We start from the raw sequence: 13,716 nt of genomic DNA on the forward strand, positions 1-13,716 counted from the left end.
GAGCCAGCTCCTGCCGCTTCTTCAGATCGCGCGCCCAAGCCGGCGGCGTGGAGCCGCCCTCCCCGCCTGAGCCGCCACCGGAGCTGCTGCCGGTCGAACCGCCTTGATTGGCCGAACCGTGGGGGGCGCTCGCGCCGTGAGGACCGCCACCGGGCGCCGGGCTCGGGCCGCCTCCGCTCGGGCGCCGCCAGGGCTTGGACCGCCGCCAGCCGGGGGACCGCCCATGCGTCCGCCAGCGGCCGCCGTCGAACTGGCCAGGCTTGCGCCCCCGCCAACGGCCATCTGTGTGGCGGCCACGCCGGCCACGGCCATACCGCCGATCGCCAGGCCCGTTCCGACCGCCGCGCCAGCGCCCAGTTGCGGCGCGCCGCTGACGAGACCCGACGCGATGCTTGGGCAGAAGATCGACAGGCCTAGCAGCGTCACTGCCGCCAGCATGAGGGCCAGCACCTGTTCGAGGGTGGGTTGCCCGCCCTCCCAGGCCGAGACGAACTGGTCGAAGAGCGTCGAGCCGATGCCGACCACGACGGCCAACACCAGCACCTTGACGCCGGTGGCGATGATCGCGCCTAGGACCTTTTCTGCCAGGAATGCGGTGCGGCCGAAGAGACCGAAGGGCACCAACACAAAGCCGGCGAGCGTGGTCAGTTTGAACTCGATCAGGACCACGAAGATCTGAACGGCCATCACGAAGAAGGCGACGATCACGAGCAGGAAGGCGACGAGGAGGACCAGGATCTGGACGAGGTTTTCGAAGAAGCCGGGAAAGCCCGACAGCTCCGCGGCGGCTTCGAGTAACGGTTTGCCCGCCGATATCCCGAGCGCCGCCAATTTGCCCGGGCGCAAGAGATCGTCGGCCGAGACCCCTGCCCCGGACGCCTTGAGGCCAAGGCCCGAGAAGCTCTCCAGGACGATGGTCGACAGGCTATGGAAGTTGCCGATCAGGAAGGCGAAGAAGCCGACGTACAGAACCTTGCGGATCAGCCTAGCCAGGACGTCCTCGCCCGAGGACATGCTCCACATCAGCGCGGCCAAGGTGATGTCGATGGCCACCAGGATGTTGGCGAGCGCCGCGACCTCACCGCTCAGCAGGCCAAAGCCGCTGTCGATGTAGCGATTGAAGGTCGCAAAGAAGGTGTCGATGACGCCGACGTCGTTCATGACGCGGCCCGCCCGAAGAAGCGTGCGCGCGCGGCGGCCCAAGCCGCCCGGGCAGCTCGGATCCTGGCCTGCCGCCTCACCAAGGCCCCGGCAGCGTTCAAGATCATGCTGGCCCTGCGAGCCTTGAGCGCCCAGGGCGGTTGGCGCCTGGGACTTTCCGCCCGCCAAGACAGCGGCCCCAAGCAAGGTGATGAGTGCGATCCCCCAAGCGAGGGATCGGGTCACGGCGTCTTCGAGCTTCCGATGAAGCGCGAGAACCGCGCCTTGGCGTCCGCGCGGGTGGCAGCGCGATCCGCCGCCTCAAACGCATCGGCTCGCCCTTGCGCGGCCAGAAGGGCGGTGACCTGGGCCAACTGCTGGGCCTGAAGCGCCAGAAGCTGGTTGCCGGCCTGCGCCGCTTGCAGCGCGCCACCAGCGCCCTGGCTTGCCGACACCAGAGCCGACAGCTGGTCGGCGCTGGCGTCCAAGCCGCCAACCACGCCCGCCTGGACTTTCAGGGCGTCTTGAAAGCCTGCCACGGACGTTGACCAGCGCGCGTCGGCCCGGGCCACCAGATCAGCGTTCGTTGCGCCAAGCGGGGCCGCGCCATAGCTGGCGGTGAAGGCTTGCTGGATCGACGCGACGTCGTAGGCCAGATGCTGGGCCTGTCCGAGAAGCTCACGGGTGCGGTCCACCTGGGCCCTAAGGACCGAGAGCGACGAGTACGGCAGGCTCGCCAGGTTCTTGGCCTGGCCGATCAGCATCTGCGCCTCGTTCTGCCAGCGAGCTGATCTGGTGGTTGATCTGCTCCAAGGCCCGAGCGGCCTGAAGGACATTCGAGGCGTAGTTGGTGGGGTCGAAGACCGTGAACTGGGCCAAGGCGGAGCCGGCCGGAGCGGCCAGCGCCAGAACGGCGCCCAGCATGAGACGACGGCGACAAACGCGCATGAGTCAGCTCTCTGGTGTGGTGGGGGAAGGAGATCGGCGGCCCAGGCCAGCCCGCGGGAGCGCAGCCAGCCGGCGGCGAAGTCAGACGGCGAGCCAGTGGCGAGGATCTCGCCAATGCGCGCTTGGTCGGCTTTGGAGGACGCGCCCGCGAAAGCCAGGCCCACGGGACCCAGGCCAAGCTCAATCAGGCGCTCGCCGGCGGGCGACTGGACGTAGTAGTCGCGCTTGGGAACGGCCCGCGCGATCAGCTCGATCTGACGATCGTTGAAGCCAAAGCGTCGGTACGCCGCGGATCCGACCGGATCCAAAGCCCAGGCGTTGGGCAGGAAGATACGGGTCAAACAGAGTTCTATGATCGCGTGGGCGATCGGGCTCTGCTCGATCTGCACCAGCGACAGCGTGGTCAACACGACCGAGCCGTTCTTCTTGCGCACCGTGCCGAGCCAGGTCTGCAGCTGGGGCCCGAACGCCTCGTCGGCCAGAGCCAACCACGCCTCGTCGACCAGGATCAGGGTCGGAGCACCGTCCAGGCGACGCTCGATGCGGTGAAAGAGGTAGGCGAGCACCGCTGGCGCGGCGGCCGTGCCAAGCAGGCCTTCGGTCTCGAAGGCTTCGACCGCATTGTCCGCGAGGATCTCGTGGTCGGCGTCGAGAAGCCGCCCCCATGGCCCGCCCAGGCAGTACGGCGCCAAGGCTTGTTTGAGCTCTCGGCTAGCCAGCAGCGCCCCGAGTTCCGTGAGCGTCCGCTCAGCGATTGGCGCGCTAGCCAAGCTCGCCAGAGCCGACCAGAGATGCTCGCGGACGGCCGGCGTCACGACGACGCCTTCGCGCGACAGGATGGCGGCCAGCCATCCGGCCGCCCAGGTTCGTTCGCTCTCGTCGTCGATCGCCGCGAGCGGCTGGAGATTCGACGGCCGGGCGATCGGTTTCCCGAAGGGCGCCGCCCAGATCGTGGAAACTGCCGCCCATGCCGAGTACGGCCGCGCGAATCGAAGCGCCGAAGTCGAAGGCGAAAAGCCGTGCGCCGGGGTAGCGCCGAAACTGCAGGGCCATCAGGGCCAGCAACGTGCTCTTGCCCGCGCCCGTCGGCCCCACGATGGCGGTGTGGCCGACGTCGCCGACATGCAGTGACAACCGAAATGGCGTGGAACCTTCGGTGCGGCCCATCAGAAGCGGCGGCCCCTTCAGATGGGCGTTACGCTCAGGACCGGCCCACACCGCCGACAACGGTGCGATGTGCGCAAGGTTCAGCGTCGAGAGCGGCGGCTGACGGACGTTGGCGTAGACTTGGCCCGGGAGCGATCCAAGCCACGCCTCCACGGCGCCGACGCGCTCGCGGATGACGGTGAAGTCGCGCCCGGTGATGACCTTTTCGGCCAGAGCCAATTTGGCGTCGGCCTTGGTGGAGTCTCGTCCCAGACCACAAGGGAGGTGGTCACATAGGCGTAGGCGACGGTGTCGCCGCCAAGGTCCTGCAATGCGAGATCGGCGTCGCCGGCCTTGTTGGTCGCGTCGTTGTCGACCAGCGCCGAGGGCTGTTGGGTCAGGGCCTCCTGAAGGAGGGCCATCACCGACTTTCGCTTGGAAAACCATTGCCGACGGATCTTGGCCAGCAGGCTCTGGGCCTCAACCTTGTCCAGGCAGATCGCCCGCGTCGTCCACCGATAGGCAAAGGCCAGCCGGTTGAGCTCGTCCAGCAGTCCGGGCGTCGTCGCGGACGGAAAGCCGGTCAGCGTCAGGACGCGAAGGTGGGACGCGCCCAGACGCGGAGACAGTCCGCCGTCGAGCGGCTGGGTCGCCAGGAGGGCGTCGAGCTGTTGCGGCGTCTGCGGGACGGCCACGGCCTGGCGGCTCGTGGTGACAGCGCCATGCAGGAAGGCGAGCGTCTGGGCGTCATCCAGCCACGCCGCCTGCGGCGTCAGGCCTTCGATCAGCGCCAGCAGTCTATTGGTTCGGTCGATGAACCCGGCGAGTCCGGCGCGCCAGTCCAGCCCGTCGCCGCCGCGACCTTCGATGAAGAACCGCGTGAGAGTTTTGGTCTGCTCGCCCGGCGCCAAGTATACGAGCGTCAGGTAATAGCGGCTCTCGAAATGCGCGCCCTCCTCAAGGAACGCCGCGCGCCGTTCCGCATCGACGAGCGCGGAGACGGGATCGGGGAATTCGCTGTCGGGGTAGGCCAAGGCCGGGTCGCGGCGCGCCTCAATGGTCAGGGCCCACCCCGAACCAAACCGCCGCAGCGCGCTGTTCAGCCGTGCGGCGACGGCGGCAACCTCGGCGTCGCCCACCGACTCAAGATCGGGGCCACGAAATACGGCGGTGCGCTGGAAGGCGCCGTCCTTGCTAAGGACCACCCCGGGGGCGACCATGGCAGCCCAGGGGAGGTAATCGCAGAGACTGGAGGGACGGCGAGGGAACTCACGAAGGTCGAGCATGCTCAGACCTCCAGATGCGCTGGGATGCGCACGTGCCGGCGACCGACCTCGGCGATCAGGGGATCGTGACGCGCCGCCCAGACGGCCAGGGCGTGACCGACGATCCAGACGACAAGACCGATCAACCAAAGCCGCAGGCCGACGCCCAGGCTTGCCGCGATCGTTCCGTTGACCAGGGCGATCGCGCGCGGCGCGCCGGCCAGCAGCACCGGTTCGGTGAGGGCTCGGTGGACGGGTGCGGCGAAGCTCATCGCGCGATCGCCGGCCATCAGACGACGGCCCCGCCGCCGAACGAGAAGAAAGACAGGAAGAAGCTCGACGCGGCGAACGCGATCGAGAGGCCGAAGACGATCTGGATCAGCCGGCGCGTGCCGCCGGTGCTGTCGCCGAAGGCCAGGGCCAGGCCCGTCATGATGATGATGATGACCGCGATGATCTTGGCCACGGGGCCTTCGATCGACTCGAGGATCTGCTCGAGCGGCTCTTCCCAGGGCATCGACGATCCGGCCGCGTAGGCCTTGGCCGAGAGCAGGACGAAAGCCGCGGTGGGGCCGGCGAAAAGCCAGCGGCGGACGCACGGAAGCGGTTGCCGGGCGCCATAGGCGCGCGGCTGGGCAAGGCTCGTGGACACGAGACCGATCTCCTTCAGATTTTCAGGGGCTTTGGGGGGCTAGTTCTCAGGCAGTGCTGAGCTGGTAGGCGCCGTCGGCGCCACGCCCTCCAGGCGTGAAAGTTCAATGAGACGTCTCTGTCGGCCGCGGCCGGCGAGGACCGCGATCAGGTCGATGGTTTCGGCGATCAGGCCGCGCGGGACCGTGACCACCGCCTCCTGGATCAGTTGTTCCAGACGCAGCAGCGCGCCCAGCGCCGAGCCCGCGTGAAGCGTGCCGATGCCACCCGGATGACCCGTGCCCCAGGCCTTCACCAGGTCGAGTGCCTCAGGTCCCCTCACCTCCCCGATGATGATCCGGTCGGGGCGCAGTCGCAGGGTAGAGCGCACGAGGTCGGTCAGGGTGACGACACCTTCGATCGTGCGCAGGGTCACGAGGTTTGGCGCGGCGCACTGCAGCTCGCGCAGATCCTCGCAGACGATCACCCGATCATTAGTCTGGGCGACCTTCTCCAGCAGCGCGTTGACCAGCGTCGTCTTGCCGCTGGAAGTCTGGCCGACGACGAGGATGTTGCGCCGCTCACGCACAGCGTCCCACAGGACCAGCGCCTGCGATGCGTCCATCACGCCGCTGCGGACATAGTCGTCGAGCGTGAAGAGCTCCCGCGCGGGCTTGCGGATCGCGAAGGTTGGCGCGGTCACCACCGGCGGCATTTGCCCCTCGAACCGCTCACCCGTGCCGGGGAGCTCGGCCGACAGGCGCGGCCGGCCAGCGTGGACTTCGGCGCCGACATGATGAGCCACCAGGCGCATGACGCGCTCGGCATCGGCAGCGGAGATCAGCAGTTCGGTGTCGACGAGGCCGACGTCGAAGCGTTCGACCCACACCCGGCCGTCGGGATTGACCATCAGCTCGCCGACGGCCGGGTCATCGAGCCGGGCCAGGAGCAACGGTCCCAGCGCCGAGCGCAGCATGCGCTCGCTACGGGAGATTTCGGCGGTTTTGGACTGGTCCATGATCGACCCCGTGGGCTTCGGGGACGACTAAGGGGACCGGGTTCAGGGCGTTTTCAACAGTAGGTCCGTAGAGAGAACTGGTCGGCGCCGTAGAGAACGATTCAGACAAGTCTCTTGAGATTTTCATGGCCTGATTGCGCCATCTGCAGAGATTGGCGCGCCTCCAGAAGGAAGACGTTCACTTGATCGGCCAGGGTCGCCCGTTGCGGAGCTCGTGCCACGCGCTCTCGACGTGCGAAAACTGTGGGCTGCGCGACGCCCGTGGGTGGCGGCGCCTCAGCCGAAGATTAAGGCCAGCAGATCGGCGCTGAACCGATTGACGTCGACCTGCATCACGACACGGCTTCAGCCTGGCAGATTTTCCGCGCCGCGCGACAACGATTGTGAGGCATCGATCGACCGTGCGATGGCGCTGAGCGACACGCCTTGCCCCTAGGTCGAGAGCGACGCCTTGAACGCCGCTACCGCGCGGCTGATCGTCCGTGCGCGGTGACGAAGCATGGTGAAGGCTCTGGGACTGAGCGGCCAGTCCAGCTGTCGGACCGCACCGGCACCCACTCTGCACGCGGCCGAGAGCTCCGAGACGGCAGTCACCAACTGTCCGCCTTCGACGGCTTCCAGAGCGGCTTCATTCGACGGGAGCTCTAGGACGATGCGGAGGTTTTCTGGTGTCACGCCGGACTGGCGCAGACCCGCCTCCACATGATCCCGTGTGCCTGACCCTTGGTCGCGCATGACCCAGGCAGCAGCCTCGAGATCCTTTCGCGTGAACGAGCGCTCCGCGAACGGGTGGCCCGGCCCGACAAAGAGACCGATTCGATCCCCCCCGATCGGTTCCACCGCGAGGAGGTCGTCTTCGACATCGCCCTCAACGAACGCAAGATCGGCCTCTCCGCTCAGGACACGGGCGGCCGCCTGGCTCGTATTGCCGACGAAAAGCTTCAGCTGAATGTGCGGCGTGGCCGTGACGAAACGCGCCATCCTGGCGGGAAGCCAGAAGCTGGCCACCGTCTGGCTCGCGGCGATGCGGATCTCGCCCTTGAGAAGACCGGAGAGTTCGTCGAGCACCAAGCGGGCCGAGTCGGCGCGAGCCAGCACGGCGACGGCTTCGGGCATGAACAGGCGTCCAGCCTCCGTCAGCGTCAGGCGCCGACCAATACGATCGAAGAGCCGCGTCGCATAACGCGCCTCCAGCGCGGCGATGGCGGCGCTGACGGCCGGCTGGGTCAGATTCAACCGTTCGGCCGCCCGTGTCATGCTCAGCAGCTCAGCCGCCGCCACGAAGATTCGAAGCTGTTCAAGCGTCATTCCATAAGCATCGCTTATGCTATGACAAAAACCAATCGATTGGATTTGTGATCTGCGTAGGCGCACCGTTCTGCGCATGGAAGCTTTGAACAAACTCAGGGCGGCCGGGCCGGGCCTGGCGCTCACCGTTGTCGTCTCCGTTGGCGCGGTCCTACTTGAGGAGGCGGAGACGCGCCTTTTGGGTCGTTCCTGGCTCGAACCCCTGGTGCTGGCGATCCTGTCGGGCGCGCTGGTGCGGACGATCTGGACGCCGCCGAGGGCGTTTGATCCTGGAATCCACTTCGCCGCCAAGACGATGCTGGAGCTGGCGATCATCCTGATGGGGGCGACAGTGAGCTTCGGCGCCATGGCCGCCGTGGGCGCGCCCCTGATGTTCTCCATCGTCGGGACCGTTTTCCTGGCGATTGCGACAAGCTTCTTGCTCGGTCGGCTGCTGGGACTGCCGACCAAGATGGCGGTGCTGGTCGCTTGCGGAAACGCGATCTGTGGCAACTCCGCAATCGCCGCCGTCGCGCCGGTGATCGACGCTGACGGCGATGACGTGGCGACTGCGATCGCCTTCACGGCCGTGCTTGGCGTGGTGGTGGTCATCGGCCTTCCACCGGCGGCGCATCTACTGGGTCTCTCGCCGATGGCCGGCGGGGTGTTGGCCGGGCTGACGGTGTACGCGGTGCCTCAGGTCCTCGCCGCGGCGGGACCAATGGGTTCGGCCGCCGTCCAGATTGGGACCTTGGTCAAGTTGGTGAGGGTTTTGATGTTAGGGCCGATCGTCACGGGTCTTGCCCTGCTGGGACCCAAATCCGCGGACAGCGTCGCCCTACCGCTCAAACGGATTGATCCGCTGCACTTGCTGCCGCTGTTTATCGTCGGATTTCTGGTGTTGGCGAGCCTGAACTCAGCAGGATTGCTGCCACACGCCTGGATCCTCCCGGCTCAGAAGGCCAGCCTCGGCTTGACCATTGTGGCCATGGCTGGACTTCGGACTTGGAGTCGATCTTCGCAGCGTTCGCGCGGCGGGGCCGCGCGTCATCTTGGTGGTGACCGCCTCGCTCGCCGTCTTGGGTCTAACCGCGCTGGCTATGTTGCACCTGTTGAAGCTCAGCTAGCACCTACCGCCTTGTGATCCCCCACCGGCTGTCCGTCCGGCGGACCCACGCTCAACCTGGCGACTTGCAGGTCTGTAAAGGCGCGGACCCGCCCGAAACGAAACTTGGTCCGCCCCAAGAGAACGACACCTAGGGTAGTGTTGAGTCACTAAGGCCGCCGGTTCAACAGAGGATCTCGCAACGCTCGGAACGAAGAATGATTTCCGAGAGGGGGAATAATCGCCGACGGCCAGCGTCTCACCTTCACCAAGGCGCCGTGCGCGCCGAAGCTGGAGAACGTCCCTTGTCCCCTGCAGTACGCTCTTCGAAGAAAATCTGGGCTCCCGTGCTGATCGCCGCCAGCCTGGGCTGCGCCGCGCCGCTGGCGGCCAGCACCCCGGCCGACGGCTTCAAGGCCGAGAACGACGCGGCCATGAGCAAGATGATGATCGCCATGGACGTCAAGCCGACCGGCGACGTCGACCGCGACTTCGTCGAGATGATGATCCCTCACCACCAGGGGGGCATCGACATGGCGATCGCCGAGCTGCGCTACGGCAAGAACGAGCAACTGCGTCGGGTGGCCCAGGAGATCATCGTCGAGCAGCAGCAGGAGATCGCCGCCATGCGCCTGGCGCTGGGCGACCCGTTGCCGCCAGCCTACGCCGCGCCCACCGCGCCAGCGCCCGCCGCTCCCCCCTCATCGCCGTCCGCGCCTCATCACCACGACGCTCCCGCCCAGGATCACTGAGATGAAAACCGCCTCCTTCATGCTGTCGCTTTCCGCCAGCGCCCTCTGCGCCGCCGCCTGGGCCGGCCAGGCTCCCGGCAAGGCCAGCGACGCCGACATCGCCATCAGTCACCGCGATCGCGTCTACGCCGCCGAGCAATTCTCCAACACCGTCTCGGTCACCGATCCGGTCGACAACAAGCTCCTGGGCGTGATCCGACTGGGCGATCCGTCGCCGGGCAATTTCAGTCCGCTCTACAAGGGCCAGGTGCTGGTCCACGGCATGGGCTTCTCGCCCGACCACAAGACCCTGGCCGTGGTCTCGATCGGCTCCAATTCGGTGACCTTCATCGACACCGCCACCAACGCGGTCAAGCACACCACCTATGTCGGCCGCTCGCCGCACGAGGCCTTCTTCACGCCCGACGGCAAGGAGGTGTGGGTCACGGTGCGTGGCGAGAACTATCTGGCTGTCCTGGATGGCGCGACGTTCGAGGAGAAGGCCCGGATCATCACCCCGGCCGGCCCGGGCATGACCATCTTCTCGCCGGACGGCCAGTACGGCTATGTCTGCTCGTCGTTCAATCCCGAGACGGACGTGATCAGCGTCGCCGACCACAAGATCGTCGCCAAGGTGGTCCAGCCCAGCCCCTTCTGCCCCAATATCGCCGCCTCGCCGGACGGTCAGCAGGTGTGGTTCACGCTGAAGGACGTGGGCAAGGCGGTGGCCTTCAACGCCCGGCCGCCATTCAACATCCTCAAGGTCATCGACACCGGTCCGATCACCAACCACGTCAATTTCGTCCGCAGCGCCAAGGGACAATTCGCCTATGTGACCATCGGCGGTCTCAACCAGGTCCAGGTGTTCCGCACCGACGACTTCAGCAAGGTCGCGACCATCCCGGTCGGCAAGCTCCCGCACGGGATCTGGCCGTCGGGGGACGGCACGCGCGTCTATGTCGGCCTCGAGAACGCCGACGAGCTGGCGGTAATCGACACGGCCAGCCACAAGGTGATCGCCAACGTGCCGATCGGCCAGGCCCCGCAGGCCCTGACCTATGTGCCCAACGCCGTCCCTGAAGGCCCGGGAACCCAGAACCTTCAGCCGCTGGGCGTGGCTGGACAGGCCGCACACCTGACCCTGGCGACCGTCGGCGGCCCGGCCGGCTCCATGCCGACCAGCGTCAGCCTGTTCGACCAGGGCCTGATCCAGGTCGTGCAGGCCTCGGCCACGGGCCTTGCCCCCGAGTCCCCCTATGTGCTGGCGCTGTCGACCCAGGCCGACGGAGGCGGCACGCTGCAGCCGCTGGCCAACTTCATGACCAATCCGGCAGGCTCGGCGATCGTCAACGCCATCGGCCCGATCCGCCAGCTCGTGCAAGCCAGCCAGCCCGATCAACGGCGCTATCTGGTGATCGCGACCGGCGGGGCGGCCGGACCGGGCGCGCCGGTCCAAGTCCAGGTCCCATAAGCCTTCGGCGGAGCGTCGCCATGGATGACATGATCCGCCTGATAGAACCGTTGATCCCCAGTCTGCGGCGCTATGCGTGGTCCCTGGTGCGCGACGCATCGGAGGCCGACGATCTGGTTCAGGACTGTCTGGAACGCGCCGTTGACCGCTGGGGCCAGCGGCGCAAGGCCAGCGACGCGCGCAGCTGGCTGTTCTCGATCCTCCACAACCTGGCGATCAGCCGCTGGCGACGGGTTCAGCGGCGAGGTCGGCATCTGGCGATCGACGGCGTGGCCGAGGCGGCGCTTTCGGAGCCGGCCAGCCAGTTGGACGGCATGCAGCACGCCGACCTGCTGCGCGCCCTGGCCGAGCTCAGCCCCGACTATCGGGCGGTGATCCTGCTGGTCGGCGTCGAGGATCTGACCTACGCCCAGGCCGCCGAGGTTCTGGGCGTGCCGATCGGCACGGTCATGTCGCGACTGTCCCGGGCCCGCGAGCGCCTGGCCCAACTCATCGCCGTCGATGCGGCCCACCCCGCCCAGCGCCCACACCTGCGGAGGATCAAATGAGCGCGTCACACCCGATCAGCGAAGACGACCTGCAAGCCTATGTCGACCAGGCGCTGGACGCTGGGCGCGGCGACGAGGTCCGCGAGTATCTCCGACTCCATCCCGAGGTGGCGCGCCGGATCGACGGCTATGTCGCACAGCGCGCGGCCCTCCGCGCGGTCCTGGCGCCGATCGCCGAGGAGCCCATTCCTCCGGAACTGGGGATACGCGCCCTGGCTGAGGCCCGGCGCGCCAGACTAAGCGCTTGGCGGCCCGCGATCGCCGCAACGATGCTGCTATGCGTGGGCGGCCTTGGGGGCTGGATGGCGCACGGGGTGCTGACCCCGCCCATGAACGGCGTCGGCGCGCTGGCCCACGAGGCCGCCGACAACTACCGCGTCTATGCGTCCGACCTGCACCGGCCTGTCGAGATGGGGTCGGCGCAGAAGGCCGACCTCGTCCGCTGGGTGTCCAACCGCCTGCGCAGTCCGGTCGCGGTTCCCGATCTGCAGTCGGCTGGCTATCGCTTCATCGGCGGACGCCTGGTGACGACCCCGCACGGGCCTGCGGCCATGTTCATCTATGACGACGCTCAAGGCGAGCGGCTGGCGGTCATGGTCCGGCCGATGAAGGTGGAGAAGAACACCCGCATGTCGGAACAGACCAATGGCGGCTTGGACGGCGTCTCTTGGGCAAGCGACGGCATCGGCTACAGCCTCGTTGCGCCCACAAGATCTGAATCGCTGCATCCCTTAGCGGACGAGGTGCGTCGGCAAGTCGAAGCCATCGCGTGACCTCTAGCGTTCAAGTTTGTGAGCGCCCAACGCTGTTTCGCAGCACTTCGTCGCCGTAGAGCCGGGCGCTCCCCCGGGCCTACTGTTCGAAGAGAGGGGACCGCCGACTAGGTCGCGCCAGTAACCGACGTTGGCGGAGCTCCAGGAACTAGACGTTTGGCGCCTCCTTCGCCGCATTCCGCGGCCGAGCTCAATCGGCCATTGCCTGGCCATGAGCCCTAGGGTGGCCGCGCCCTCCCAGCGGGCCAGGCGATAATTCGTCGGCGCCCCTTGCGGCGCGGCCACTCACGTAACAAATAATATTACATGAAACGTGATAGCCGCCTGTCCGTCGCCCTCCACGTGCTCCTGCACATGGCTCAACGTCCAACATCGATGACCTCCGAGGAGATGGCGGCCTGCGCCGGGACCAATCCGGTTGTCATCCGGCGCACCTTCGCGGGCCTTCGCGAGGCCGGGATCGTTGTCTCGACAAAGGGACACGGCGGTGGCTGGAGGCTGGGTCGGCCGCTATCGCAGATTAGCCTTGCAGACGTTCAGGAAGCGCTGGACGAGCCCATCATCGCTCTGGGCAAGGCCGAGGAATCGCCGGGGTGCCTGATTGAACAGGCCGTCAACGCGGCGCTCGACGAGGCGGTCGTGGAAGCGCGCGCCTTGTTAACAAAGCGGCTGGCGACTGTGTCGCTGGCCGACCTGTTCGGCGGCGTCGACATCACCAAAATTCCCATCCCCAAGGACCATCACCATGTTTGACGCTATCGTCGTGGGCGGCAGCTTCGCTGGGCTCTCCGCGGCCATGCAACTGGCCCGCGCGCGTCGTCGAATTCTGCTCGTCGACGCGGGTCTGCCCCGCAACCGCTTCGCCGACGCCTCGCACGGCTTCCTGGGCCAGGATGGCAAAGCTCCGGGACAGATCGTGCGAGAGGCGACCTGTCAGGTCACCGCCTATCCGACGGTGGATTTTATCCACGGAGAGGTTCTGGACGCCGAGGCGCTCCAGGTTGGCTTCAAACTGGCCATGGCCGGCGGTCGCGTCATCAAAGCGCGGCGGCTCGTCCTGGCCACCGGAGTCGTCGATATTTTGCCGGAGGTTGCGGGCTTGAAGGAACGCTGGGGCGCCAGCGTTCTGCACTGTCCCTACTGCCATGGCTATGAGCACCGCGATCGGCCTTTGGGCGTGATGGCGGGACATCCGATGTCGGCCCATCAGGCCGCGATGATACCCGACTGGGGTCCAACGACGCTGTTCACCCAGGGCATGTTCGAACCGGATCATGAACAGCGCGCGCTGCTGGACGCCCGTGGGGTGAGCATTGAGCGGACCCCCGTCGTCGCCCTGCTGGGCAGCGCGCCCGACCTCGAGGCCGTGGCCTTGGCCGACGGACGCACGGTCGCGCTGAACGGCCTCTTTGTCGCGCCCGCCCAGCGCATGGCCAGCCCTTTAGCCCAAATGATCGGTTGTGAATTCGACGAAGGGCCGCTGGGACCGATCATCCGAACCGACGCCTGGAAAGCCACGACCGTGCCCGGCGTTTACGCGGCCGGAGACGCCGCACGCCCCATGCAAAACGCCACCCTAGCCTCGGCCGATGGGGTTCTGGCTGGTGTCGGCGCCCACCAATCGCTGATCCGCGATGCGCTGGCCGCCTAAAGT

12 protein-coding genes and 2 pseudogenes are annotated in these 13,716 nt (G+C 67.1%); 7 read left to right on the forward strand and 7 right to left on the reverse strand.

The features are described 5' to 3' along the window. Positions 1–21: 21 nt before the first annotated feature. The 7 genes and pseudogenes from trbL to ACHMW8_RS22770 all read right to left on the reverse strand — a co-directional run bounded on the left by trbL (position 22) and on the right by ACHMW8_RS22770 (position 7,455). The gene (trbL, locus tag ACHMW8_RS22740; RefSeq protein ID WP_395443804.1) at positions 22–1,161 is read right to left on the reverse strand and encodes a P-type conjugative transfer protein TrbL; all 1,140 of its coding nucleotides are present in this window, start codon (positions 1,159–1,161) and stop codon (positions 22–24) included. A gap of 221 nt (positions 1,162–1,382) precedes the next feature. Beyond that, positions 1,383–2,088 (reverse strand): annotated as a pseudogene (trbJ, locus tag ACHMW8_RS22745) (P-type conjugative transfer protein TrbJ). A 23-nt stretch (positions 2,089–2,111) separates the two neighbouring features. After that, positions 2,112–4,520: pseudogene (trbE, locus tag ACHMW8_RS22750) on the reverse strand (conjugal transfer protein TrbE); the annotation flags it as partial. Between the two features lie 2 nt (positions 4,521–4,522). Then, positions 4,523–4,789 (reverse strand): VirB3 family type IV secretion system protein, encoded by a 267-nt coding sequence (locus ACHMW8_RS22755; protein ID WP_395443805.1) that lies wholly within the window; start codon positions 4,787–4,789, stop codon positions 4,523–4,525. Beyond that, positions 4,789–5,151: a TrbC/VirB2 family protein gene (locus ACHMW8_RS22760; RefSeq protein ID WP_395443806.1), complete on the reverse strand. Its 363-nt coding sequence runs from the start codon at positions 5,149–5,151 to the stop codon at positions 4,789–4,791. Before ACHMW8_RS22760 ends, ACHMW8_RS22755 begins: the two co-directional genes overlap by 1 nt. Before the next feature lie 39 nt (positions 5,152–5,190). After that, the gene (trbB, locus tag ACHMW8_RS22765; RefSeq protein ID WP_395443807.1) at positions 5,191–6,147 is read right to left on the reverse strand and encodes a P-type conjugative transfer ATPase TrbB; all 957 of its coding nucleotides are present in this window, start codon (positions 6,145–6,147) and stop codon (positions 5,191–5,193) included. 432 nt (positions 6,148–6,579) lie between these two features. After that, positions 6,580–7,455 (reverse strand): LysR substrate-binding domain-containing protein, encoded by an 876-nt coding sequence (locus ACHMW8_RS22770; protein ID WP_395443808.1) that lies wholly within the window; start codon positions 7,453–7,455, stop codon positions 6,580–6,582. Positions 7,456–7,531: 76 nt separating this feature from the next. Here ACHMW8_RS22770 and ACHMW8_RS22775 point away from each other — a divergent pair, with 76 nt between their 5' ends. The 7 genes from ACHMW8_RS22775 to ACHMW8_RS22805 all read left to right on the forward strand — a co-directional run bounded on the left by ACHMW8_RS22775 (position 7,532) and on the right by ACHMW8_RS22805 (position 13,713). Next, positions 7,532–8,578: a YeiH family protein gene (locus tag ACHMW8_RS22775; RefSeq protein ID WP_395443809.1), complete on the forward strand. Its 1,047-nt coding sequence runs from the start codon at positions 7,532–7,534 to the stop codon at positions 8,576–8,578. 308 nt (positions 8,579–8,886) lie between these two features. Then, positions 8,887–9,291 (forward strand): DUF305 domain-containing protein, encoded by a 405-nt coding sequence (locus ACHMW8_RS22780; protein ID WP_395443810.1) that lies wholly within the window; start codon positions 8,887–8,889, stop codon positions 9,289–9,291. A 1-nt stretch (position 9,292) separates the two neighbouring features. Then, positions 9,293–10,741 (forward strand): hypothetical protein, encoded by a 1,449-nt coding sequence (locus ACHMW8_RS22785; RefSeq protein WP_395443811.1) that lies wholly within the window; start codon positions 9,293–9,295, stop codon positions 10,739–10,741. Between the two features lie 20 nt (positions 10,742–10,761). After that, a complete protein-coding gene (locus ACHMW8_RS22790; RefSeq protein ID WP_395443812.1) occupies positions 10,762–11,289 on the forward strand; it encodes an RNA polymerase sigma factor in 528 nt (175 codons plus the stop codon). Further along, positions 11,286–12,062: an anti-sigma factor family protein gene (locus tag ACHMW8_RS22795; protein WP_395443813.1), complete on the forward strand. Its 777-nt coding sequence runs from the start codon at positions 11,286–11,288 to the stop codon at positions 12,060–12,062. Before ACHMW8_RS22790 ends, ACHMW8_RS22795 begins: the two co-directional genes overlap by 4 nt. A gap of 306 nt (positions 12,063–12,368) precedes the next feature. Then, entirely contained in the window at positions 12,369–12,815 is a 447-nt protein-coding gene (locus ACHMW8_RS22800) for an RrF2 family transcriptional regulator (protein WP_395443814.1), read from the forward strand. After that, the gene (locus ACHMW8_RS22805; protein WP_395443815.1) at positions 12,808–13,713 is read left to right on the forward strand and encodes an NAD(P)/FAD-dependent oxidoreductase; all 906 of its coding nucleotides are present in this window, start codon (positions 12,808–12,810) and stop codon (positions 13,711–13,713) included. Before ACHMW8_RS22800 ends, ACHMW8_RS22805 begins: the two co-directional genes overlap by 8 nt. The last annotated feature ends 3 nt before the right edge of the window (positions 13,714–13,716 follow it).

Source organism: Caulobacter sp. UC70_42, assembly GCF_044056025.1.
Classification (GTDB): Bacteria; Pseudomonadota; Alphaproteobacteria; order Caulobacterales; family Caulobacteraceae; genus Caulobacter.